This window comes from Streptomyces sp. NPDC046915 (assembly GCF_040644935.1).
Taxonomy (GTDB): domain Bacteria; phylum Actinomycetota; class Actinomycetes; order Streptomycetales; family Streptomycetaceae; genus Streptomyces.
The window spans coordinates 341,438-365,337 of the sequence record NZ_JBEYXB010000010.1; the positions used below are offsets into that span (position 1 = coordinate 341,438).

20 protein-coding genes and 1 pseudogene are annotated in these 23,900 nt (G+C 71.2%); 13 read left to right on the plus strand and 8 right to left on the minus strand.

Going from position 1 to position 23,900, the window contains the following annotated elements; all coding sequences use genetic code 11:
- Positions 1 to 773 precede the first annotated feature (773 nt).
- The gene (locus ABZ915_RS26910; protein ID WP_361808231.1) at positions 774 to 1,418 is read right to left on the minus strand and encodes a peptide deformylase; all 645 of its coding nucleotides are present in this window, start codon (positions 1,416 to 1,418) and stop codon (positions 774 to 776) included.
- Between the two features lie 131 nt (positions 1,419 to 1,549).
- On the opposite strand from ABZ915_RS26910, the gene ABZ915_RS26915 reads away from it, so the two are divergent.
- From ABZ915_RS26915 to ABZ915_RS26925, 3 genes are read left to right on the plus strand one after another with little or no spacing between them, the layout of a single operon-like run.
- Positions 1,550 to 2,962 (plus strand): PepSY-associated TM helix domain-containing protein, encoded by a 1,413-nt coding sequence (locus ABZ915_RS26915; protein WP_361808233.1) that lies wholly within the window; start codon positions 1,550 to 1,552, stop codon positions 2,960 to 2,962.
- 37 nt (positions 2,963 to 2,999) lie between these two features.
- Complete coding sequence (locus ABZ915_RS26920; protein ID WP_361808236.1) at positions 3,000 to 3,452, plus strand: BlaI/MecI/CopY family transcriptional regulator; 453 nt, start codon at positions 3,000 to 3,002, stop codon at positions 3,450 to 3,452.
- Positions 3,453 to 3,458: 6 nt separating this feature from the next.
- Complete coding sequence (locus ABZ915_RS26925; protein WP_361808239.1) at positions 3,459 to 4,388, plus strand: M56 family metallopeptidase; 930 nt, start codon at positions 3,459 to 3,461, stop codon at positions 4,386 to 4,388.
- Positions 4,389 to 4,517: 129 nt separating this feature from the next.
- On the opposite strand, the gene ABZ915_RS26930 is transcribed toward ABZ915_RS26925, so the two are convergent.
- The 4 genes from ABZ915_RS26930 to ABZ915_RS26945 all read right to left on the minus strand — a co-directional run bounded on the left by ABZ915_RS26930 (position 4,518) and on the right by ABZ915_RS26945 (position 6,537).
- Entirely contained in the window at positions 4,518 to 4,865 is a 348-nt protein-coding gene (locus ABZ915_RS26930) for a tetratricopeptide repeat protein (RefSeq protein ID WP_361808336.1), read from the minus strand.
- A 62-nt stretch (positions 4,866 to 4,927) separates the two neighbouring features.
- On the minus strand, positions 4,928 to 5,374 hold the full coding sequence (locus tag ABZ915_RS26935) for a MarR family transcriptional regulator (RefSeq protein WP_361808242.1): 447 nt from the start codon (positions 5,372 to 5,374) through the stop codon (positions 4,928 to 4,930).
- Positions 5,371 to 5,859 carry a MarR family transcriptional regulator gene (locus ABZ915_RS26940; protein ID WP_361808245.1) on the minus strand — a complete coding sequence of 163 codons (489 nt, stop codon included), beginning with the start codon at positions 5,857 to 5,859 and terminating at the stop codon, positions 5,371 to 5,373. Before ABZ915_RS26940 ends, ABZ915_RS26935 begins: the two co-directional genes overlap by 4 nt.
- Before the next feature lie 93 nt (positions 5,860 to 5,952).
- Positions 5,953 to 6,537, minus strand: a complete 585-nt coding sequence (locus ABZ915_RS26945; RefSeq protein WP_361808339.1) for an XRE family transcriptional regulator — start codon at positions 6,535 to 6,537, stop codon at positions 5,953 to 5,955.
- Between the two features lie 164 nt (positions 6,538 to 6,701).
- On the opposite strand from ABZ915_RS26945, the gene ABZ915_RS26950 reads away from it, so the two are divergent.
- The 3 genes from ABZ915_RS26950 to ABZ915_RS26960 all read left to right on the plus strand — a co-directional run bounded on the left by ABZ915_RS26950 (position 6,702) and on the right by ABZ915_RS26960 (position 9,011).
- On the plus strand, positions 6,702 to 7,538 hold the full coding sequence (locus ABZ915_RS26950) for an EamA family transporter (RefSeq protein WP_361808248.1): 837 nt from the start codon (positions 6,702 to 6,704) through the stop codon (positions 7,536 to 7,538).
- A gap of 75 nt (positions 7,539 to 7,613) precedes the next feature.
- Positions 7,614 to 8,261, plus strand: a complete 648-nt coding sequence (locus ABZ915_RS26955) for an FMN-binding negative transcriptional regulator (RefSeq protein WP_361808251.1) — start codon at positions 7,614 to 7,616, stop codon at positions 8,259 to 8,261.
- Between the two features lie 42 nt (positions 8,262 to 8,303).
- Positions 8,304 to 9,011, plus strand: coding sequence for a phenylalanine--tRNA ligase beta subunit-related protein (locus ABZ915_RS26960; protein ID WP_361808254.1), 708 nt, complete (start codon positions 8,304 to 8,306; stop codon positions 9,009 to 9,011).
- A gap of 6 nt (positions 9,012 to 9,017) precedes the next feature.
- Here the strand turns inward: ABZ915_RS26960 and ABZ915_RS26965 are convergent, their stop codons facing one another.
- From ABZ915_RS26965 to ABZ915_RS26975, 3 genes are all read right to left on the minus strand, one after another.
- On the minus strand, positions 9,018 to 11,966 hold the full coding sequence (locus ABZ915_RS26965) for a SpoIIE family protein phosphatase (RefSeq protein WP_361808257.1): 2,949 nt from the start codon (positions 11,964 to 11,966) through the stop codon (positions 9,018 to 9,020).
- A 303-nt stretch (positions 11,967 to 12,269) separates the two neighbouring features.
- Positions 12,270 to 12,539, minus strand: coding sequence for an NPCBM/NEW2 domain-containing protein (locus ABZ915_RS26970; protein ID WP_361808260.1), 270 nt, complete (start codon positions 12,537 to 12,539; stop codon positions 12,270 to 12,272).
- Positions 12,506 to 16,342 carry a beta-galactosidase gene (locus ABZ915_RS26975; protein ID WP_361808263.1) on the minus strand — a complete coding sequence of 1,279 codons (3,837 nt, stop codon included), beginning with the start codon at positions 16,340 to 16,342 and terminating at the stop codon, positions 12,506 to 12,508. The genes ABZ915_RS26970 and ABZ915_RS26975 overlap by 34 nt, the downstream gene beginning before the upstream one ends.
- A gap of 413 nt (positions 16,343 to 16,755) precedes the next feature.
- On the opposite strand from ABZ915_RS26975, the gene ABZ915_RS26980 reads away from it, so the two are divergent.
- From ABZ915_RS26980 to ABZ915_RS27010, 7 genes and pseudogenes are all read left to right on the plus strand, one after another.
- Entirely contained in the window at positions 16,756 to 17,682 is a 927-nt protein-coding gene (locus ABZ915_RS26980) for a DUF5996 family protein (RefSeq protein WP_361808266.1), read from the plus strand.
- A 10-nt stretch (positions 17,683 to 17,692) separates the two neighbouring features.
- Positions 17,693 to 18,538, plus strand: coding sequence for an NmrA/HSCARG family protein (locus ABZ915_RS26985; protein ID WP_361808269.1), 846 nt, complete (start codon positions 17,693 to 17,695; stop codon positions 18,536 to 18,538).
- 218 nt (positions 18,539 to 18,756) lie between these two features.
- Complete coding sequence (kdpF, locus tag ABZ915_RS26990) at positions 18,757 to 18,846, plus strand: K(+)-transporting ATPase subunit F (protein ID WP_361808272.1); 90 nt, start codon at positions 18,757 to 18,759, stop codon at positions 18,844 to 18,846.
- An 8-nt stretch (positions 18,847 to 18,854) separates the two neighbouring features.
- Entirely contained in the window at positions 18,855 to 20,531 is a 1,677-nt protein-coding gene (kdpA, locus tag ABZ915_RS26995) for a potassium-transporting ATPase subunit KdpA (protein WP_361808275.1), read from the plus strand.
- Positions 20,531 to 22,669 (plus strand): potassium-transporting ATPase subunit KdpB, encoded by a 2,139-nt coding sequence (gene kdpB, locus ABZ915_RS27000; protein WP_361808278.1) that lies wholly within the window; start codon positions 20,531 to 20,533, stop codon positions 22,667 to 22,669. Before kdpA ends, kdpB begins: the two co-directional genes overlap by 1 nt.
- 24 nt (positions 22,670 to 22,693) lie before the next feature.
- Positions 22,694 to 23,362, plus strand: a complete 669-nt coding sequence (locus tag ABZ915_RS27005) for a potassium-transporting ATPase subunit C (protein ID WP_361808281.1) — start codon at positions 22,694 to 22,696, stop codon at positions 23,360 to 23,362.
- Positions 23,363 to 23,453: 91 nt separating this feature from the next.
- Positions 23,454 to 23,882: pseudogene (locus ABZ915_RS27010) on the plus strand (response regulator); the annotation flags it as partial.
- Between the last annotated feature and the right edge of the window lie 18 nt (positions 23,883 to 23,900).

Genomic DNA, 23,900 nt, shown 5'->3' on the forward strand with positions numbered 1-23,900 from the left:
CTGCACCCCGTCACGGGGCTGTGCCCTGTACCCCGGCGGGGCTCCGCTCCTGTACCCCGGCGGGGCTCCGCCCCTGTACCCCGCCGGGGCTTCCGCCCCTGTACCCCGTCACGGGGCTGTGCCCTGTACCCCGGCGGGGCTCCGCTCCTGTACCCCGCAGGGGCTCCCACCCTCGCACCCCGCCATGGGGCTTCCGCCCCTGCACTCCGCTGTGGCTTCCGCCCCTGCACTCCGCTGTGGCTTCCGCCCCTGCACTCCGCTGTGGCTTCCGCCCCTGCACCCCGCTGGGGCTTCCGCCCCTGCACTCCGCTGGGGCTTCCGCCCCTGCACCCCGCAGGGGCTTCCGCCCCTGCACTCCGCTGTGGCTTCCGCCCCTGCACCCCGCAGGGGCTTCCGCCCCTGTACCCCGCCACGGGGCTGCGCCCTGCACTCCGCTGGGGCTCCCACCCCCGCACCCCGCCGGGGCTCCCGCCCCCGCACCCCGCCGGGGCTCCCGCCCCCGCACCCCACCATGGCGCTCCGCCGCCCACACCCCCCCCACGGGGTCCGCCCCGGCCCCGCGCCTGAACGGCTTCGTCCTCGAACGCCGGACGGGCTGAGCGCGGGGGCCGAGACTTTCGCTCGGGCCGCACGGGTGGTGGGTGGGCATGGGCCGGGGGTCTGGGGGCGGAGCCCCCAGCGCCGGTGGGCCGCCTCGGCCTCGTACGCCGGACCCGTTGAGCGGGAGGCCGCGCCTCCCAGCCGCACCGCGCGGGGGCGGACCCGCCGTGGGTTCAGGGCAGGTCGAACCCCAGGTCCCGCGCGGCCCGCTCGGGCGTCGGCTGAGGCCAGCGCAGCGCCATCGCCTCGTTGGAGGACAGGGAGCGCAGCTCGGCCCGGTCGAGGTAGAGGGTGCCGTCGAGGTGGTCCGTCTCGTGCTGGACGATGCGGGCGGGCCAGCCGGTGAAGTGCTCGTCGACCGCACGCCCGTGCTCGTCCTCGGCCCGCAGCCGTACCTCGGCGTGCCGGGCCACCACCGCCTGCCAGCCGGGCACGCTCAGACAGCCCTCGAAGAACGCCGCCCGGCCGTCGCCCACGGGCTCGTACGACGGATTGACCAGCACCCGGAACGGCTGCGGCACCCGGCCACGGGCCAGCCGGATCTCCTCCGGCACCGGCGCCGGGTCCTCGATGACCGCGATCCGCAGTCCCACCCCGACCTGCGGCGCCGCGAGCCCCACGCCCGGGGCCGCGTGCATGGTGACGCGCAGCGCCTGGACGAACCGGGCCAGCAGCGCGGGCTCCAACTGGCCCTCGAACGGCTCGGTCCCGCGCCGCAACACCGGGTCACCGGCCGCCACGATCGGCAACGGGCCGTCGGTGGCGAGGAGTTCCTCGACCCGCTCGGCAAGGGGCGTACGACCGGAGGGAGATGCCATCTCGCCAGGATCGCACGCCCCCCGTACCGCCCGTGTGACGGACGCCACTTCGTATGCCGGGAACTGGCCGGTCCGACGCCCCGACCACTGGACCACCAACCGTACGAGACAAGCCCCCGGAGAACCCGCCGATGTCCACCGCTCCCTCGACCACCACGGACGAGGTCCCCCAACGCCCCGCCCCGGCCCCCTCCCCGAGCCGCTGGGCCCCGCTGCGCCCCCTGATCCTCCGCCTGCACTTCTACGCGGGCGTACTGGTCGCGCCGTTCCTGCTCGTCGCCGCCGTGACCGGCCTGCTGTACGCGGGCTCGTTCCAGGCCGAGAAGCTCGTGTACGGCCATGAGCTGACCGTCCCGGTCGGCAGGAGCAAGCTGCCGATCTCCGAGCAGGTGGCCGCCGCCCGCAAGGCCCACCCCGAGGGCACCGTCTCCGCCGTGCGCCCCTCGCCGGAGGCGGACGCGACCACCAGGGTGCTGCTGTCCGGCGTCAAGGGCGTCGGCGCCGACCACACCCTCGCCGTCTTCGTCGACCCGTACACCGCCAAGGTGCGCGGCGCGCTCGAACAGTACGGATCCACCGGCGCGCTGCCCGTGCGCACCTGGATCGACGAACTCCACCGCGACCTGCACCTCGGCGACACCGGCCGTCTCTACAGCGAGTTCGCCGCCAGCTGGCTGTGGGTGATCTCCGGCGGCGGGCTGGCGCTGTGGTTCTCCCGGCGCCGTGCCCTGCGCAAGGTGCGCGGCACCGGCGGACGGCGCCGCACCCTCGGTCTGCACGGCACCGTCGGCGTGTGGGCCGCGGCCGGGTTCTTCTTCCTGTCGGCGACCGGGCTGACCTGGTCCACGTACGCCGGAGCCAATGTCGACGAACTGCGCACCTCCCTCGGCCAGGCCACCCCCTCGGTCTCGGCCGCGGCGAGCGGCGAGCACGCGGGCCACGGCTCGGCCGCCGCCGCCTCCGGAGGGGACGCCGGGCACGGCGTAGGTCTCGACAAGGTGCTCGCCGCGGCGCGGGCGAAGGGCCTCGGCGACCCGGTCGAGATCGTCCCGCCCGCCGACGCGGACTCGGCGTACGTCGTCAGGCAGGTCCAGCGCAGCTGGCCCGAGAAGCAGGACGCGGTCGCCGTCGACCCGGCCACCGGCCGGGTCACCGACGTCCTGCGGTTCGACGACTACCCGGTGCTCGCCAAGCTGACCCGCTGGGGCATCGACCTGCACACCGGCATCCTGTTCGGGATCGTCAACCAGATCGCGCTGGCGCTGCTCGCGCTCGCCCTGAGCCTGCTGATCCTGTGGGGGTACCGCATGTGGTGGCAGCGCGGCCGCGGCTCCGCCTTCGGCCGCCCGGTGCCGCGCGGCGCCTGGGCGCAGGTGCCCCCGTACGTCCTGGTCCCGGCGATGGCGGCGATCGCCGTGCTCGGCTGGTTCGTGCCGCTGCTCGGTATCCCGCTGGCCGCCTTCCTGGCCGTGGACATCGTCCTCGGCGAGATCGCCCACCGCCGTGGGCGCAGGACGTACGGGAGCGCGGCCGACGTGAAGTAGCGTGGTCCGACACGCCTACGCCGGAGGGAGACGGGACATGGCGCGGGAGGGCGGCCGGACCCCGCGGCGCGGGCAGGGCGAGCTGGAGGGCCAGGTCCTCGGCGCGCTGCGCGAGGCGGAGGGACCGGTCACCGCGGCCTGGGTGCGGCAGCGGCTCGGCGGCGACCTCGCCCACACCACCGTCGTGACCATCCTGACCCGGCTGCTCGCCAAGGACGTCGTCTCCCGCGAACGGCAGGGCCGCTCCTTCGTATGGACGCCGACCGCCGACGTGGCCCGCCTCGCGGCCCTGCGCATGCGCCGCCTCCTCGACGGCGAACGGGACCGCGAGGCCGTCCTCGCCAGCTTCGTCACCGCCCTGCCGCCCGGCGACGAACAGGTCCTGCGCGCCCTGCTGGAGGCGGCGGACGCCGAGGGTGAGCAGGAGGCGCAGCACTCGGTGAACACTCGGCACACCGCGTCCGGACGACCCGGCGGTACGGAAGACTGACGCCCCATGGGGGTCTTCGTCTTCCTGCCGCTGGTGCTGCCGCTGTCCGCGTGGCCGGTCGCCCGGCTCGCCGAGGTGCACCTGCACCCGCGCACGGCCACCCGGCTGCTGACCGCGGTCGCTGTGGCCATGGCCGTGTGCAGCACGCTCTGCCTGGCCCTGCTGATGGTGGTCGGCACCGCCCAGCTGCCCGGCAATCCCCTCCCCGACGGCTGGGCCGACCCCGAGGTGCGGGCCGCCGTCCCGCACGACGAGATCGCCGGCCGCGCCGCCATCCCGGCCCTGGCCCTGGTGGCCGCGGCCTGCGGACACACCCTTGCCCGGCACCGCCGGGTGACCCGCCGGGCCCGGCGGGCGCTGGCCGGAGCACCCGGCACCACCGTGGCCGTCCTGCCCGACACCGCCCCGTACGCCTACGCGCTGCCGGGCACCCCGGGCCGGGTGGTCGTCACCAGCGGACTCCTCGACGGCCTCGCCCCGGCCGAACGACGGGCCCTGTTCGCCCATGAACGCGCCCACCTCGCCGCCCGCCACCACCGGCACCTGCTCGCCGTGCATCTCGCGGCGCGGGCCAATCCGTTCCTGTGGCCGCTGCGTACCGCGGTCGTCTACACGGCCGAGCGCTGGGCGGACGAGGAGGCGGCCAGGGCGGTGGGCGACCGGCGGACCGTCGCCCGCGCTATCGGCAGGGCCGCGCTGCTCTCCCGGGGCACGCCGGCGCCCGCGTTCGCCGCCCTGGCCGCGACCGGGCCGGTACCGCGCAGGGTGGCGGCGCTGCTGGCTCCCGCACCCGCGGCCCGCACCTGGCCGCCGGCGTTCACCGCCGTGGGCCTCGCCGCCTGGGGCGCCGCCGTGGGCACCCTGGTCTCCGCCATGTCCTCGGCGAACTCGGCGGTCACCCTGTTCCTGATCCTGCACGCGGCGACGCCGCTGTGATCCGGGGAGCCGACCGAGAGAGGGTCAGCCGACCGAGAGAGGGTCAGCCGACCGAGAGAGGGTCCGGTTCCTCGGCGGAACCGGACCCTCTCTCGCGCCGCGCCCGTTCTCGTATCGCGTCCGTGCCGCTCAGACGGTCTCGAAGTCGCCCGCGAGCGCCGAGGCGATCCGCATATGCGACTCCGCCTCCACGTGCCTCCCCTGCCGCTGTAGCGTGCGGCCCAGCATCAGCCGGGCGTAGTGCTCAACCGGGTCGCGCTCGACGATGAGGCGCAACTCGGCCTCGGCGCGGCGCAGTTGGGCCGAGTGGTAGTAGGAGCGCGCCAGCAGCAGCCGGGGTCCGGTCTGCTCCGGCACCTCCTCGACCAGCCCGGTCAGCACACGGGCCGCGCCCGCGTAGTCCTTGGCGTCGAAGAACAGCCGCGCCCGCTCCCAGCGCTCCGCCGCCGTCCCCTGGTCGTAGTACGTCGTGTCCACTCGAGACTCCACTGGTGACCTCCTTCGAGGCCGACAACAGAACCCGGTTGTTCAATATTCCACTACTTGTTCAGGGCTGCCAGCTCCGCGTCGGCCCGCTCGGTGATCAGTGCGAGCACGCGGCCCGTGACGGCCCGGTCCTCCTCGGAGATGCCGGCGTAGACCCTGGCGGTGATGGGCCCGGTCGCGGCGGAGACCCTGGCGTACAACTCCCGTCCGGCGTCCGTGGCGCGGATGCGGGACGGCTCCTCGGGGGCCAGCAGCCCCAGAGCGATCAGCTCCTCGATCGTGCCGCGCACGTCGGCCTCGTCCACCTTCAGGGCGCCGGTGACGCCGTCGACGAGGTGGGCCGGTTCGACCGGCCCGTCCGCGAGGGCGGCGAGCCGCAGGGTGACGGACTGCTGGAAGCTGACGCCGTGGGGGGCCAGCGTGCGCTCCAGGACCGCGCGGGAGGCGTAGTGCGCGAGGGCGATGACGCGGGGGTCGACGGCGGGTGCGGTGATGGTCATGACTGCTCCGTCTCGTTGCCGTTCGTGGTGAAAGGATCAAGCGGTGCGTCGAGCAGGGTCTTCAGCTCGCGGGTGAACTCGCGGGCCCGTTCGCTGCCGGGTCCGCCGAGCGGCTCCAGCAGTTGCCGCAGCAGCAGCTGCACGACCTCGATGGCCCGCCCGGTGACCTCGTGGCCCCGCTCGGTGAGCGCCAGCTGTACCGCGCGCGGGTCGCGGGGGTCCCTGGCGCGTTCGATCAGCCCGGCGGACTCCAGGGAGCGCGCCAGCTTGGACACGTACAGCGGCTCCAGGCCGGTGTGGTCGGCGAGCCGGCGCTGACTGGGACGCAGCCCGGAGCGCCGCATGCCGTACAGAGACGCCACGAGGGAGTACTGGGCGTGGGTGAGACCCAGCGGGGCCACCGCCCGGTCGACCGCGACCCGCCACTTCATCGACAACCGCCACACCAGGAATCCGGGCGTGGCTCCTTCGGAACCGCTGCTCATGATGAATACAGTACATGGCTACTATGTACATGGCTACTATTTCTTGTGGCCGAGCCATGGATCCGGCGACGTCCGCACGGACCGGTCGGGTCGTCAGGCCGTGGTGGCGGGACCCGGCGGCAGATGGACCGTCATGAGCAGATGGCAGGTCTCGCTGCCCGCCCCGCGGTAGGTGTGCGAGGTGTCGCCGTCGAACGTGGCGGTCTGCCCGGCTTCGACGGAGTGCTCGATGCCGTCGACCACCAGGGTCATCCGGCCGGAGACGACACTGACGGTCTCCACGACTCCGGCCTGGTGGGGATGGCTCGGGTACTCCTCGTCCGGTTCCAGCCGCCAGCGCCAGACCTCGACCGGCGCCGGGCCCGAGGTCGTCAGCATGAGCCTGGCCTCGCCGCCCCGCTCTCCGGTCCACAGTGGGGCGACGGCATCGGCGGACACGACCCGGACGCGGCTGTCGGACGGTCCCTGCATCAGCGCGGACACCGAGATGCCCAGGGTGTCGGCCAGCCGGACCAGGGTGGCCAGGTTGGGGTTGCCCTGGGCCTTCTCCAGCGCCACCAGGGCCCCCTTGCTGACCTGGGCTCGCCGGCCGAGCTCGTCCAGGGACAGGCCCGCGCGGGTGCGGGCCGCCCGGACGTTGTACGCGACCGTCCGCAGGGCCGCGGCCGTCTCGGGCATGTGAGCTCCATCCTGGCCGGCCTTGCCGTCCTCGTTGTCGTTGCCGTCCTCGCGGTGGACCGCTTCGATGTACCGCTCCGATGTACCGCTCGGTCGTTCGGTTGACATCGGGCGGTCGTTGCGTTGTACGGTCTAGTCGTTCCACTGATGATAAGGGATGTGCTGTGATCGCTCTGCTGCTGGCCCTGGGCAGCTCACTCGCCTACGGATGTGCCGACTTCCTCGGCGGCCTCGGCGCCCGCAAGGCCCATGTGCTGCGCACCGTGATGGTCGCGGCCCCGGCCAGTCTCGCGGTCGAGTTGCTGCTGTGGCCGGTGCTCGGCGCTTCGTTCAGCGCCGGCGCTCTCGCCTGGGGCGCCGCGTCCGGAGTCGCCTCGGCCGCCGCGTTCGCCCTGCTCTACCGCACCCTGGCGATCGGCCCGATGAACGTGCTGTCGCCCGTGACCGCGCTGGTCTCCGCCGCGCTGCCCGTCGGCGTCGGACTGCTCCAGGGCGAGCGGCTCACCGCTGCCGGACTGCTGGGCCTGCCGCTCGCGCTGGTCGCGGTGGTGCTCGTCAGCGCCGGACACGGCGCGGGCGCCGGCCGCCCGTCGCGTACGGCGCTGCTGCTGGCCCTCGGCGCGGGTGCCGCCATCGCCCTTCAGCTGATCTGCCTGCACCAGGCGCCGTCCGACAGCGGAGTGGCCCCGCTGATCACCGGCCGGGCCGTCGCCTCGGCCGTCACCCTGGCCGCGGCGGGGCTGCTGCACCGCAGGCTGGGCGACGAACGGCCCGCGTACACGATGTCGGCGGCCGCCGGTGTACTGGACTCGCTGGCCAACCTGCTGTTCCTGCTCGCCGTCCGCGGCGGGGACCTGACCGTGGTCGCCGTGATCACCGCGCTCTACCCGGCCGGGACCGTCCTGCTCGCCCGCGGCGTGCTCGCCGAACGCATCCATCGCGGCCAGCTCGTCGGCCTGGGCGCCGCCGCCGTGGCCGTCAGCCTCCTCGCCCTGACCTGAGTCCGACCCGAGCGGTCGGTACAGTCCACGCCGTCGCCGCCACGGCCGCGACCGTGACCGCGCAAGGAGAACCGCATGTTCGTACAGCCCTGGGACACCAGCCTCGACGAGACCGAATGGCAGACCTGGATAGCCGACGGCCACGATTTCGGGCAGCTGAGCGTCAACGGCCTGCCCGGCCGTCCGCCCACCGTCGTCCCCACCCACTTCTCCTCGGACGGCCGCGACCTGCTCGTCCACCTCGCCCGGCCGAACCCGGCCTGGACGGCGATCGAGCACGACCCGAACGTCACCTTCACCGTCTTCGGCGACTACGCCTTCATGCCCGGCCCCTGGCGTGCCAAGCCCGGCACCCCGCCCACGGACGGCGTGCCCACCAGCTATTACGCGGCCGTCCAGTTCACCTGCCGCGCCCACGTCGTCGACGACCCCGAGGCCAAGGCCGAGCTGCTGCGCCGCCAGCTGGCCCACTTCCAGCCCGACGGCGACCACGCCGCCGTGGCGGTCGACCAGCCGCCCTACGGCCGGATGCTGTCCGGAATCCGCGGGCTGCGCCTGGAAGTCACCGATGTGCTGGCCAAGTTCAAGTACGACGACCACAAGCCGGTCGAACACCGCGCCGCCGTCGCCGACCGCCTCACCGAGCGCGGCCGGGGCCTGGACGTGCCCACCGCCCGCCAGCAGCTCCGCCGCCTGGACCGCATCGGCCCCTGGAAGCCCTGAACCCGGTACTCACCGCCCGCACGCAGGAACGGAAACCCGCCCATGCCCGCCTTCCGGCTCGCCCCCGCCGTCGCAGAAGCCTTCCCCGACACCCTCATCGCCCTGGTCACCGCCACCGGCCTGCGCGGCCACGAGCCCTGGCCCCACACCACGGCCGCCCTGGCGGAACTGGAGCAACAGCTCGCCGACGGCACCTGGCACCCCGCCGACGAGACCGACCCCCGCATCGAGGCCTGGCACACCGCCTACCGCTCCTTCGGCACCAACCCGCGCCGGATCCGGCCCAGCGTCGACGCCCTCGGCCGCCGCCTGGCCAAGAAGGGCACCCTGCCGCGCATCAATCCGGCCGTCGACTCCTACAACGCCGTCTCCGTCCGCCACGGCCTGCCCGCCGGCGCCTTCGACCTCCACCACGTCACCGGCGACGTCGACATCCGCCAGGCGGACGGCACCGAGTCCTTCACCCCGCTCGGCGAACCCGGCACCGTGGAGAACCCCAAGCCCGGCGAGATCGTCTACGCGGACACCACCGGCGTGCTGACCCGGCACTGGAACCACCGCGACGCCCACCGCACCCGTGTCACCGAGGACTCCACGCACGTCGCCTTCCTCCTCGAAACCCTCGACGCCACCCGCGACGGCGACCTCCTCAAGGTCGCGGCCGACGAACTCCAGGCGCTCCTCGCCGCACACGCCGGACGGACCACCGTGGCCTATCTCGGCCCGGCCCGGGCCGAAGCCACCGTCTGAGGCGGCTCAGCCCGGCTCACCGGGCACGGGAAGGGGCTGTTCGGTCCAGATGGACTTGCCGGTTCGGGTGTGCCGGGTGCCCCAGCGCGGGCAGAGCGCGGAGATGAGCTGTAGGCCGCGCCCGCCCTCGTCGGTGGCGGAGGTGTGGCGGATGTGCGGTGTGGTCAGGCTGGCGTCGGAGATCTCGCAGATCAGTGCGCGGCTCCGGAGCATGCGCAGCCGGATGGGACCGCAGGCGTGCCGCACGACGTTTCCGACCAGCTCGCTGACCAGGAGTTCGGTGGTCATGATCAGGTCCTCGTCGGCCAGGTTCCAGTCGCTGAGCTGGGCACGGACCAGATCGCGGGCCTGACCCGCCGCCACCGGGTCCTCCGGCAACGGCCACTCGGCGACGTTCTCCGCGTCCAGTGGATGGGTGCGGGCCAGCAGCAGGGCGGCGTCATCGCTCAGCGCGCCGTGGGCGGGGAGGAGGTCGGAGCTGAGGCCGGCGCAGAGGGCGTCCAGGCCGGGCCCGTCCGCCGGTGAGGTCGGCATGGCGTTCACGGACCGCGAGAGGAACTCGGCGAGGTGGCTCATGCCGGTGGTGACGTCCCTGTCCTTGCTCTCGACCAGGCCGTCGCTGTAGAGGGCGAGCAGGCTGTCGGCGGGCAGCAGGGTCTCCAGGGTTTCGAAGGGCGGAGCGGCCACCCCCAGGGGCGGGTCCGGGGCCATCGACAGGAAGGTGACGGTGCCGTCGGGCTGGGCGACCGCCGGGGGCGGCTGGCCTGCGCTGGCGTACGACAGCATCCGGGTCACCGGGTCGTAGATGCCGTACAGGCAGGTCGCGAAGGCGTCGGTGCCCAGCTCGCCGACGATGTCGTTGAGGTGGCCGAGGATCTCGTCGGGCGGCAGCTCCAGTTCCGAGAGGGTGCGGACGGCCGTGCGCAGCCCGCCCATGGTGGCGGCCTCGGCCATGCCGTGGCCCATGACGTCTCCGATCACGAGCGCCACCCGGGCCGCGGAGAGCGGGATCACGTCGTACCAGTCGCCGCCGACATCGGCTCCCTGTTCGGCCGGCTGGTACCGCGCCGCCGTCGTCACCTCGGGAAGCTCGGGCAGTGCCTGGGGCAGCAGGCTGTGCTGGAGGGTGCGGGCCCGGGTCGTCGCCTCGTCGTAGAGTCCGGCCCGCTCCAGGGCCTGCGCGATCAGTCCGCTGAGCGCGGTCAGCAGCGTCCGTTCGTCATCGTCCAGCACCCGCGGCCGGGCGAAGGAGATCACCGCGGCGCCGATCTCGCGCCCGGGTACGGCCAGCGGCAGGACGGCCCACGCCTCGTTGCCCCCTTCCCGGACCAGGATCTCGGTTGCCGGGTAACGCTTCAGGAACTCCTCCGGGGAGGAGATGAAGAGGGTGGTGCGGGTGCTCAGGGCGTCCCCCACCGGGTTGTCCGCCACGGTCCACTTGCCGTCCAGCAGCCGGGTGAAGCGTTCCGAATAGCCCCGGGAGCCGACCACGGTCAGCCGGTCGTCGGCCATGCCGAGCATGATGAGTCCGGTGGCCCCGAGCGGTGTCATCACACCGTCGGCCACCGCCGCCATCACGTCCTGGGCCGTGACGGCCTCGGCCAGCTCCCGCGTGGTGCGCTGGACCAGGGACGCGCGTTCCGCGGCGGCCCGTTCCGCGGCGGTCCGCTCGGCCTCCCGCAGATGCCGCTCGGTGGTGTCGGTGATGTAGAGCGTGAGACCTTCCGGCACCGGCACCAGCCGCAGGTGGTACCAGGACATCCCGTCCGGCCCCGGTACGTCGAGTCCGGCGGGCCGGCCCTCGGCCGCCGTGGCCCGGCACCGTTGTTCCAGATCCGGCAGGGCGTGCAGCGCGGGAATGTCCCAGAGCAGGGCTCCGGCCACCTCTCCCGCGGCGCCGAAGAGCTTCTCGGCGGCCTCGTTGATGAATCCGATGCGCCAGTCCGTGTCCAGGGAGACGAAGCCGTCGCTCATGTGCCGCAGCGCCCGGCCCACCGATGCGGCGGCGGTGTGCGTTCCGCTGCTGTCCCGGAGGGTGCCGATCACCTTCACCGGGGTCCCCGCTTCGTCCATGAGCGTCCGGGCACGGGCCTCGATCCAGAGGTACGTCCCGTCCTGGCGCCGGATCCGGTACTCGTCCTGGAAGCCGCCGCGGAGCTGGATGCCCATGTCGAAGCCGGTGACCGCACCCGGCAGGTCGTCCGGGTGGATCAGTGCCGCCCACGCCTCGATGCCGCCGGCCATCACCCCCGGATCGATGCCGGCCAGCACCTCCTCGACGGGCCGGTCGGCGGTCAGCTCACCGGTACGCAGGTCCCAGGTGTACGTGATGGAGGGCATCCCTTCCGCGTTCCCGGGGAGCGCTTCACGCGTTCCAGGACCGTTCTCGAGGGCCCGCAGCAGGGTGGGGGACGGATTGAGGATCCCGGACGACCTGAGCCTGCTGGACATCCAGGCCGCCACCTCGTTCAGGAACGCGCTGTCCGCCGGGCCGGGCTCGTCGCCCGGGGCGAAGAGGACCGAGAGCGCGCCCCGTCGCCGGCCACCGCCGGGAATGGGGACGGACAGGTGGCCGATGCCGGCGGGGACCCGGGAAGGCCACAGGGCGGCGGGGTCCCGGCCTGGCACCGGGTCGGGCGGGGCCAGGTGGGCCTGCCAGGTGGGGGTGTCGTCGCGGGCGGCCTTGCTGGGCGGCGCCGTGCCCCGTGCCGGGATGATCAGCCAGGGCCGGGTCATCGACTCCGGCAGGCCGCTGTCGGCGACCATGTAGAGGATGCCGCTCATGCCGCCGCCCGGGAGGTGCACCATGCCGCCCAGCCCGTGCACCTCGGCCACCGCCTGCTGGAGCGCGGTCAGCAGCACATCGACATTGCGCCGGTCCTCGTCCACGGCGTCGAGCAGCCGCATCCGCATGCGGTGACGCGCCGAGGGACGCGCGATCTGCGTGTTCCGCATGTTCCGCGGTCCCTGCGGCTGGTGCGGCTGACGGGGAGCGCGGGGCATGGACGAGCCGATGTCGTTCGCATCGCTGCCTTTGGCATTCACCACGGCCGACTGTCGCCTCCGTTCACCGCTCGGCTACTCGCTGGGCTGTGTGATCGGTTGTGGACCGCAGCGGTCCACAACCCTCGGATTCATCCTAATTCGAATGAATTCAGGAGATTTAATCGGCCTTGGCGGATTTCCGCAACGGGTCCGCCTATGTGACGTTATGTCGCTCTCCGTCACCGCCGTGCGGGCCTCGAGTCAGCAGCACGTCTAGCCGCATGTCAGCGTGGGCATCGCCCAGTCCCCGTGGTCGTTGCCGTTGCCGTCGCCGGCGTCACCGACCCGGAGGTCGACCACCTGGGCGCCGCTGACGTCGACGTCGATCGGCACCGCGGCCTGTTTGCCCCGGAGCGTCGGCGTGGTCACCAGGGTCCTGCCGTCGGCGATCACGGAGAACGTCACCGTTCCCGCACCACGTGTCTCGTCGTCGACACCCACGTCCGCCGTCAACCGGGAACACTTTCCGGCGAGGTGGACCACGACGTCGCTGACCGCGTTGGTGCCCAGGCCCTTGGCGTAACCGGCGCCGCGGCGACACTGATCGGACGGCCGTCCCCGGCCGCCTGTTCGCCGACGCTGCTGTCACGCTCGACCGGACCCCACCCGTTGGTGGACGACAAGAACGGCAGGTCGCTCACAGCGTTCTTCCCGGCCGGCGGAGCCGGCGGGATCCCGCCGACGATGCGCTCGTCGGTTCCGGCGGCCCGCCGCCCGTGCTGCACGTAGCGCACGGTGGCGGTGAGCGCCGAGGCGGACGGCAGCTTCCCGTCCGGCGGCCGGACCTTCCAGGTGAAGGCGGCCGACCGGCCGGGTCGCAGGCGTTTGACGGACGTGGGGCTCGTGGCACTCACGCTCCAGCCGTCGGGCACGGAGAGCGAGGCCGTCAGTCCGGAGGCGGGCGGTCCGTCCTTCGGCAACCGCATCGTCGCCTCGGCCGTGAACGCCTGCCCTGACTGAGCGGTGTCCGGCACGTCCAGGGTGACCTCCGCTCCCGGACGCTTCGGCATCGCGTACTTCCCGTGGTTGTAGCGGGGGCTGTCGTTCCGCGCGACGTGCAGGGACGAGGCGTAGCTGCCGTAGTCGGTGAGCGAGACCTTGCCGAGCCCGCCGGTGCTGCCGTCCAGGTTCCACACGGCGATGGCGATGCTGTTCCGGCCGTTCGGATCCAGGATCCCGTCGGGGACCGGGAAGGTGCTCTGCGGCCCGAGGTAGTTGACGTAGTTGCCCACCTGCCAGCCGTTCACGAAGATCGTGGCACGGTACTTGCGTGACGGGTCGTCGGTGAACGTCAGCCCGAGCGAGGTGTCCTGGCCGTGCGGCAGGTCCAGGTCGACGTCGGTGCGGTACCAGGAGACGCCGGGACGGGTGTCCTTCGTCGGCAGGCCCACCTTGTTCCACTTGCCGTCCGGGTAGCCCGGCAGGGACCAGCCGGCCCGCTCGCCGTACAGGCCGCCCGTGGAGAGCGGGCCGCGCACCGTGTCCTGAAGGTCCTCGCCGCCCCGTACGCCCTGAAGCCGCCAGGTGACGGAGGTCAGCGGCGCCCCGACGAGGGAGGCGCCGGTCAGGCCGCGCGCGGTCTTGTTGCCGTTGGTCGAGTTGTAGTCCTCCTCGTGCCCCATGTTCACGGTGAGCACGGAGACGACGTTGTCGCCCTTGGACTTCACCGAACCGTCCGGGAAGGTGAAGTCGGCGCTGCCCGTGGTGGAGCTGCCCAGGAAAGTGCCGTTGACCCAGGCGGAGAACGCCTGGGCGTCCCCGCCGGAGTCCGAGACCAGGTGGATGCCGGTCTCCTTGCCGGTGGCGCGGAAGCGGCCCCGGTACCAGGTGTTGCCGGTGTGGAAGCCGTAGTCGTCCGCGTAGAGGACGGGCAGCGAGTTGACGCCGGAGACGCTGTCGGTGGTCGTCCTGTCGGCCACCTGCCAGCTGGAGTCGTCGAAACCGGGGGCCGCTTCGGGGGACTCCTCGACGTGCTTCCAGTTCGTCAGCGCCGGCAGGTGTACCGGGGCGGCCACCGGGATCTTCCCGGTGAGGCTCCCCGTGTCGGTGGCCCGGGTGGCCGGCGTCCTGCCGTTCCAGGTGACGTGGTCGGCGGAGGTGAACACCTCGATGTCCTTGTCGTCGGCGTTGTCGCCGGTGAGCGCCACGGTGCGGCCGCCGTCCAGGCCGGTCGCCGTCCGCAGCAGGTGGGTGCCGCGCACGAGTACCGGGCCGGTCGCCGTGTCCTGACGCCAGAAGGTCTCCGCCGTGGCCTTGTCGCCGACGAGCAGCAGCATCGGGCGCTTTCCGCCGCCGCTGATGCCGATGCGGATCAGGCCCTTGTGCGTGTAGTTCAGCCGCAGGTCACCGGTGGCCTCGTCCCAGGTGGTCGTGACCGTGCCGCCGCTGGTGGTCACGGTGGGCCTGGAGGAGTAGCGCAGCACGGTTTCGCCGTCGCTGCCCGGGTCGCCGTAGAGCACGGCGACGTCCCGGTCGCCGATCGTCGCGTGGGTCATGATCTCCGACGTCGAGTACTGCAACTGCGAGTCCCCGAGCCGGTAGTTCGCCACGATCACGTGCGAGTCGCGCCCGTCGAGCGTGATCGCGGTGCCCGGCTGCTGCGGCACGACCGGGTAGGTCGGCGTCGCGGTGGCGGCCGTCGGCACGTCGACGGCGTCGATGGACACGTAGTCGTCCGTCGACCCCGAGCTGTGGTTCCCGTCGACGACGATCTTCAGGGTGTGTGCTCCGGGGGACAGCCCGGTCTTCTGGAAGATCACCGCCTGGTTCTCGCCGCCGGAGTCGTCGACGGTCGCCACGTTGGTGCCGTCGAGGTAGACGTCGGCGTAGCCGTGGTTGTTCGTCTTCGAGCCGATCCAGCGGATCGCGGTGCCGTCGAAGGGGACGGTGACCGAGTCACCGGCCTGCTTGGAGAACGACTCGGTGTGCTTGTAGTCGCCGCCGGTGTAGCTCGTGTCGGCCACGTGCGACCACGAACCGGTGTACTGGAGCGCGGAGTCGGGGTCGTCCCAGGTGTAGGTGGTGTCCGTGGTCGGCTGCGCGTTGAAGTCCAGCGAGATGTGGGTCTTGTCGACCGCCGTGGAGGTGGAGTTCCCGTGCCGCAGGACGTGGAACTGCGTCTTGGTGTCGGGGTTCATCCGGGCGGTGTCGACGACCGCGGAGTCGTCCGGCGGCGTGGCCCTGATCGCCTCGGTCTTGGTCAGCGGGGCGACCGACTGCGTGAAGTACCCGATCAGCTTGTCCTCGTAGTACTTCGGATCGAGCTGGCGGTTCTCGCGGATCGCGGCCCCGTAGTCGTAGGAGGTGTAGTTCTCCGGCATGCCCAGCCAGCCCCAGTTGGTGCCGCCGTAGGTCATGTAGAAGCTCTGCGCGGTGGCGCCGACGGCTATGTTCTGCTTGTAGAACACGTTGGCGAACCGGTCGTTGATCAGCTGGGCGCACTTGTCGTAGCCCGGCCCGCCCCACGGGTCGAAGGCGCCGCCCTGGAACTCCGGCGAGTACAGCGGCTTTCCGGCGGGGTGGTCGTAGCTGATGTCGGGAACGCCGTTCCACTTCGAGGGGTTGGAGCAGTTGAAGCCCTGCGGGTAGGAGTCCGGTCCGTCGACGTCCAGGGCGCCGGTACCGGAGTTGAAGGTGCCGTTGTTGTTGCCGGTCAGCGGTACCGTGATGCCGTCGGCTCGGGCCTTGTCCGCCAGGTGCTTCATGTAGGAACGGCCGGCGTCCGAGCCGTTGTAGTACTCGTTCTCGACCTGGTAGGCGATGACCGACCCGGTGCCGTTGGTCAGTTGGTGGCGGGCGATGATCCGGTCGATCCGGGTCAGCCACTCGTCCGCGTACTTCAGGAACCGCGGATCGTCGCTGCGGTTGTTCCCGGCCTTGGTGGTCATCCAGCCGGGCAGGCCGCCGCTGTCGACCTCCGCGTTGATGTACGGCGCCGGGCGGGCGATCACGTAGAGCCCGGCCTCCTGGGCCATGTCGAGCAGCTTGTCGACGTCACGCACCCCGCTGAAGTCGTACACACCCGGCTTCGGCGAGTGGTAGCCCCAGTCGAAGTACAACGAGGTGGAGTTGAACCCGGCGGCCTTCATCTTCTGGAAGATGTCGCGCCACAGGTCCGGACTCGGGAGCCGGAAGTAGTGGAACTCGCCGGACCACAGGTAGGTGCGCTTTCCGTCGACGAGGAACGAGTAGCCGTCGAGACTCACGGTGTGCGCCCCCGGACCGGCGGCAGCCGCGGCGGCGGGAGCCTGCCCGCCGACGTCCCGCGCCGTGGCGGGTGCGGTCATGCCCGTGGCCAGGGCGATGGTCGCGGCCGTCGCGAGGACCGCCCTCCACCACCGACGGCGACCGGGTCTCGCGGCTTCTGAATCGATCCGATGACTCCGCACTGCGGCCTCCACACCGTCTGAGCAATCAGCATCAAACAGACTCGGGCAAAGTCGAACAGTAGAGGGGCACAAGGCGCAACACAATGGGGCGGGGGAACACGCGCGAGGCGCGGAGTTGGCTTGGAAGTGGTGTGGGAGGGGCTCGGCGTGCGACGGCCCGGTCCGGGCGTCAGGCTGGAAGAGGAGGCAGCCCCACGCGCCCGTGACGGCGATGTCCGGACCGGGTACAGCGACGAACCGCAGGCGAAGGCAGGGGAACCGTCATGACCGCACCCGTTCGCGAAGCGGCAGCCCAGCAGATGTTTCCTCCCATGCCTCTTGCCGAGTGGCGTGACACCAAGGAGACCATCCACCGGTTCGCGCAGGTCGTCGGCAAGATCCGCCTCGCTGCGAGTCCCCGGCGCAACCATTGGTGGAACGTTCCCTTCCACCTCACCGGACGTGGCATCACGACGCGCCCGATGGGCCAGGTGGACGGAACGCGGATCTTCACCATCGACTTCGACTTCGTCGATCACCAACTGGTGGTCACCACCGTGGAAGGCCGCACGGTCGCCTTCTCCCTGCTCGGCCAGTCGGTCGCCTCCTTCCATCGCCTGACTCTGGAAGCCCTGGTCGCGCTGGGCGTCGATGTCGAGATCGCGCATCCCCGTCCGTTCGATCTGCCCGATGCGGCACGGCCGTTTGCCGAGGACGTCGAGCACGCCGCATACGATCCCGTCTGGGCGAACCGCTACTGGCAGGTGCTGAGCCAAGTGGCCTTGGTACTCGAGGAGTTCGCGGCCGGGTTCTCGGGCAAGGTCAGCGCGGTGCACCACTTCTGGCACACCTTCGACCTCGCCTGCACCCGGTTCTCCGGCAAACATGTCGACCAGCCGCCGCAGGTCGATCGGGTCGCCCGCGAGGCCTATTCACGCGAGGTCATCAGCTTCGGCTTCTGGTTCGGCGACGCCGGCTCGGACAAGCCCGCCTTCTACTCCTACACCGCGCCCGAGCCGGCGGACCTGACCCACGAGCCGCTCACACCCGCCGCGGCCGAATGGATCCCCCGCGCGGGCAGCCACCTGGCTGTGCTGCCCTACGACGACGTACGCGGTCAGGCCGACCCGAAGGGGACGGTCCTGGCCTTCTACGAGAGCGCCTATCTCGCCGGCGCCCGCCGCGCCGGATGGGACATCGACGCCCTCGCCTGTCCGCACGGGATCACCGACCCGTGCCTGACCGCCACACGGCCGTGAGGTGGATGCCATGCACGTCGCGGTGCTCGGGGCGACCGGTGGTCAGGGGGGTGCGGTGGTGGACAGCCTGCTCGATTCCGGACAGCGCGTCCGTGCCGTGGTCCGCGACCCGGACGGACGCCGTGCCCGTGCCCTGGCGGAGCTGGGTGCGGAGGTGGTCCGGGGTGATCTGCGGGATGTTCCCTCGCTGGTCGCGGCGTTCGACGCCATGGACGCCGCATTCGCGGTGACGACACCGTTCGAGGAGGGCCCGCAGGCCGAGGTGGAGCAGGGGCTCACCATCATCGCGGCGGCCCGGCAGGTGGAGCTGCCGCACCTGGTGCTCTCCTCGGTGGCCTCCGCCGACAGGTCCAGCGGGGTTCCCCACTTCGAGAGCAAGTACCGGATCGAGCAGGCCCTGCGGCGGGAGAGCGACGACTGGACCATCGTCGCCCCGGCATACTTCTACGACAACATGCTCGGGGACGTGGAGAATCTGCGGGCCGGGCGACTCGTTCTGCCGTATCCGGTCGACCGCCCGCTTCAGCAGACGGCCCGCCAGGACCTCGGAGCCGTGGTCGCAGCAGCGGTCAACAACCGTGCCGGGCACCTGGGGCGGCGCATCGAGGTCGCCTCCGACGCACCCTCGCCCGCCCGCATGGCCTCGGTCCTCACCCGTGCGCTGGCGCGGCCGGTCGAGGCGGTGCACACCCAGCTGGACCTGCGGCGTCGGGCCGACGACGACATGGTCGCCATGTGGGCCTTTCTCAACGAAGAGGGCTACGCCGTCGACATCGCGGCACTGCACGAGGCGTACCCCGCGATCTCCTGGACCACATTCGACGCCTGGCTCGCGGGAGTCGCGCCGTCACTGTGACGGGTGTGGCGCCGTAAGAGTCCCGTCAAAGCCGTGGGGGCTGCCGTAAGAGAGCCGTCAACGAGGGGTCGGATCCGGTCGGACAGGCGGTTTCCTCTAATCGTCCGATCCAACCGCACCTCACTCCAGGAGTTCGCGATGGCCGATCTGGCCTTCGTCGTCATCACGCTCGCGGGTTTCGCGCTGGTGGCTCTTGTCGCCAAGGGGGTGACGAAGCTGTGACCGCCGAAAACGTCGTCGGCCTGCTCGTGGCCGTCGCCCTGCTGGGCTATCTCGTCCTCGCCCTGATCTTCCCGGAGAGGTTCTGAGACACGACATGGGTCCCGTACTCGCCGGCCTGCTCCAACTGCTCGCCCTCATAGGCGCGCTGGCGCTGGCCTACATCCCTCTCGGCACCTACATGGCCGGGGTCTACTCCTCGAAGAAGCACCTGCGCATCGAGAAGTGGATCTACAAGGGTATCGGCGCCAACCCCGACGCCGAGATGACCTGGCCCGCCTATCTGCGCGGTGTCCTCGCGTTCTCGGCCGTCGGCGTCCTCTTCCTGTACCTGCTCCAGCGCCTCCAGGGCGTCCTGCCCGGCTCGCTCGGCTTCGACTCGGTCGACCCGGCGCAGTCGTTCAACACGGCCGTGTCGTTCGTGACCAACACCAACTGGCAGTCGTACTACGGCGAGCAGACCATGGGGCACGTCGTGCAGAGCGCCGGTCTGGCCGTGCAGAACTTCGTCTCCGCGGCCGTCGGCATCGCCGTCGCCGTGGCGCTAGTGCGCGGCTTCGCCCGCTCACGCACCGGTGAACTGGGCAACTTCTGGTCCGACCTGGTACGCGGCACCCTGCGGATCCTGGTGCCGATGGCAGCCGTCGCCGCGGTGATCCTCGTCGCCTGCGGTGCGATCCAGAACTTCTCCGGCATCCACGAGGTCGGACAGTTCTTCGATGGGCACAGCATGGGCGGCTCGCAGCAGTGGAACGGCGGCGCGGTCGCTTCGCAGGAGGCCATCAAGGAACTGGGCACCAACGGCGGCGGCTACTTCAACGCCAACAGCGCCCACCCCTTCGAGAACCCGACGCCCTTCACGAACCTCTTCGAGATCTTCCTGTTGCTGGTGATCCCGTTCGCGCTGACCCGCACGTTCGGCGTGCTGGTCGGCAGCGTGAAGCAGGGATACGCCATCCTCGCCACGATGTTCACGATCTGGCTGGGCTTCGTGGCCCTGATGATGTGGACCGAGTTCGCCCACCACGGCGCGGCACTTCAGGCGGCCGGCGGTGCCATGGAGGGCAAGGAGGTCCGCTTCGGCGTCGGCTCCTCGTCGATCTTCGCCGTCTCCACGACCCTGACCTCGACCGGCGCGGTGGACTCCTTCCACTCCTCCTTCACCGGCCTCGGCGGAGGGATCACCATGCTCGGCATGATGCTGGGTGAGATCGCGCCCGGCGGCACGGGTTCCGGCCTCTACGGCATCCTGATCATGGCCGTGATCGCGGTGTTCATCGCGGGTCTGATGGTCGGCCGTACGCCCGAGTACCTGGGCAGGAAGATCGGCGGCCGGGAGATGAAGCTGGCCGCCTGCTACATCCTGATCACACCCGCGCTGGTCCTGGTGTTCACCGCCGCCTCCATGGCCCTGCCCACGCCGCCCCACTCGATGCTCAACTCCGGTGCGCACGGCTTCTCCGAGGTGCTGTACGCCTTCACGTCGGCGTCGAACAACAACGGCTCGGCCTTCGCCGGTCTGAACGCGAACACCGACTGGTACAACACCATGACCGGACTCGCGATGCTGCTCGGCCGGTTCCTGCCGATGGTGTTCGTCCTGGCACTGGCCGGCTCGCTCGCCGAGCAGAAGCCGGTGCCGGTCACCGCGGGCACCCTGCGCACCGAGAAGCCGCTGTTCACGGGCCTGCTGGTGGGCGCGATCCTGATCATCACCGGTCTCACCTACTTCCCCGCCCTCGCACTGGGCCCGCTCGCCGAGGGACTGGCGTGATGACCACCCGTACAGAGAAGCCACAGAAGCAAGAGGACTCGATGTCCACAGTCACCCCGCCCCGGGCGCCGCACAGCGACGTCCCCACCGGTCACAAGGCCGCCGAGGGCCGTGTCGGCGCGGGCCTGTTCGACCCCAGGCAGCTCGTCAAGTTGCTGCCGGACGCCTTCGGCAAGCTCGATCCGCGGGTGATGGTCAGGTCCCCCGTGATGTTCGTGGTGTGGATCGGCTCCGTCCTGACCACCGTGTTCTCGTTCAAGGACCCGGGGGACTGGTTCGGCTGGGCGATCAGCGCCTGGCTGTGGCTGACCGTGATCTTCGCCAACCTGGCGGAGGCGGTCGCCGAGGGCCGCGGCAAGGCCCAGGCCGACACCCTGCGCAAGGCCAAGACCGACACGGTCGCCCGCCGGCTCGTGGGTGACGGTGAGGAGCCTGTGCCCGGCACCGAGCTGAGGATCGGTGACCTGGTGGTCTGCGAGGCCGGTGACGTCATCCCCGGCGACGGTGACGTCGTCGAGGGCGTGGCCAGTGTCGACGAGTCGGCGATCACCGGCGAGTCGGCCCCCGTCATCCGCGAGTCCGGCGGTGACCGGTCCGCGGTGACCGGCGGTACCAAGGTGCTGTCCGACCGGATCGTCATCAAGATCACGACGAGGCCCGGCGAGACCTTCATCGACCGGATGATCAATCTGGTCGAGGGCGCGGCACGGCAGAAGACGCCGAACGAGATCGCGCTGAACATTCTGCTGGCTTCCCTGACCATCGTGTTCCTGCTGGCCTGTGCCACGCTGCCGCCGTTCGCCGACTACGCGGGCACGCACCTGACGATGGTCGTGCTGGTGGCCCTGCTCGTCTGCCTGATCCCGACCACGATCGGCGCGCTGCTCTCCGCGATCGGTATCGCGGGCATGGACCGTCTGGTGCAGCGCAACGTCCTGGCCATGTCCGGCCGTGCGGTGGAAGCCGCCGGCGACGTCTCCACGCTGTTGCTCGACAAGACCGGAACGATCACCCTGGGCAACCGCCAGGCCGCGGAGTTCCTGCCGGTGCCGGGCACCACCGAGGCCGAGGTCGCCGACGCGGCCCAGCTGTCCTCGCTGGCCGACGAGACCCCCGAGGGCCGCTCCGTCGTCGTACTGGCGAAGGAGAAGTACGGGCTGCGCGAGCGGCACCAGGGCGAGCTGGCGCACGCCGAGTGGATCGCCTTCACCGCCCAGACCCGCATGTCGGGTGTGGACGTCGACGGCAGGAAGATCCGCAAGGGCGCGGCCGGCTCCGTCATCGCCTGGGTGAAGGAACAGGGGGGCACTTTGGCCGAGGACGCGGACCGGCTCGCCAACCGCATCTCCGAGGCGGGTGGCACCCCGCTCCTCGTCGCCGTCGAGGACACCGACGGCGCCCGGATCCTGGGTGTCATCCACCTCAAGGACGTCGTCAAGGACGGCATGCGGGAGCGGTTCGAGGAACTGCGGCGCATGGGCATCAAGACCGTCATGATCACGGGTGACAACCCGCGGACCGCCAAGGTCATCGCCGAGGAGGCGGGCGTCGACGACTTCCTCGCCGAGGCCACGCCCGAGGACAAGATGGCCCTCATCAAGCGGGAACAGGCGGGCGGCAAGCTGGTCGCGATGACCGGAGACGGCACCAACGACGCGCCCGCGCTCGCCCAGGCGGACGTCGGCGTGGCGATGAACACCGGTACGTCGGCCGCCAAGGAGGCCGGCAACATGGTCGACCTCGACTCCAACCCGACCAAGCTCATCGAGATCGTCGAGATCGGCAAGCAACTCCTCATCACCCGCGGGGCGTTGACCACGTTCTCCATCGCCAACGACGTCGCGAAGTACTTCGCGATCATCCCGGCGCTGTTCGCGGCGGTCTACCCGGGCCTGGACAAGCTGAACATCATGCACCTGTCCTCGCCCGACTCCGCGATCCTCTCGGCCGTCGTCTTCAACGCGCTGATCATCGTCGCGCTGGTGCCGCTGTCCCTCAAGGGCGTGCGGTACCGGCCGATGAGCGCGGACCGGATGCTGCGCCGCAACCTCGGGATCTACGGCATCGGCGGCCTGATCGCCCCGTTCATCGGCATCAAGGTCATCGACCTGCTCATCTCTGTGATCCCCGGGCTGTAACTCCTTGAAGGCGTGGTGAAGGACATGAACAACTCCTTTTTGAACACTGCCCGATTGCTGGGAGCGGGCCTGCGTGCCCTGCTGGTGCTGACGCTGGTGACCGGCGTCGTCTACCCGCTGGTCGTCACCGGCATCGCCCAGGGGCTGTTCCCCGGCAAGGCGAACGGCTCCGAGGTCAGGTCGGACGGCAAGGTCGTGGGCTCCTCCCTGATCGGGCAGCGGTACGACCTGCCGCTGAAGAAGGGGCAGGCGAGCCCGGACCCGGACCTGAAGTGGTTCCAGGGCCGGCCGGCGAACGGTCTCGGCAGCAACAGCGTCAACACGCAGTACAAGCTGCTGCTGTCCGGTGCCACCAACCTGTCCGCCGACAACAAGGATCTGATCAAGCAGGTCGAGGACGCCAAGGCCGCCGTCGTGAAGGACAACTCGGTGCCCGGCTACACGGTCAAGCCCTCCCAGGTTCCCGCCGACGCGGTCACCTCCTCGGGTTCCGGCCTGGACCCGGACATCTCCACGCGGTACGCCGACCTCCAGACGCACCGGGTCGCCGAGAAGAACGGCCTGTCCGTCGCCCAGGTGGAGAAGCTCGTCAAGGACCACACCGAGGACCGCACCCTGGGCTTCATCGGCGAACCCCGCGTGAACGTCCTCGAACTCAACATCGCGCTCAGGGACCTCGCGGCCCAGCGGTGACGGCCTTACGCGACCCGCACGGGAGTCGGCGGCCCGGGAGGCATCCCGGTCCTGCCGACTCCCGCAGCCATGACACGAGAGGCACACACCCATGACCCGGGTGCTCGTGGTGGAGGACGACCCACAGCTGGTACGGGCCCTCGTCATCAACCTTCAGGCCCGCCAGTACGGCGTGGATGCCGCCCCCAACGGGACCACGGCCCTGCGGCTCGCCGCCGCACGCCGGCCCGATGTGGTGCTGCTGGACCTCGGCCTGCCCGACATGGACGGCACCGCGGTCATCAAGGCGCTGCGCGGCTGGACCCGCGTACCGATCCTGGTCCTGTCCGCCCGCCAGGCGTCCGAGGAGAAGGTCGCCGCGCTCGACGCGGGCGCCGACGACTACATCACCACACCGTTCTCTCCACGCCGAGGACACGCCCGGCGGTGGCGTCACCATGGTGCTCGCCGTACGGACGGCGCCGGAGCGCCGGCCGGAGCAGCCCGACCTGCAGGCCGCGGCCGCTTCCTGAGGACCTCAGGCGTCGGGCGGTACGGA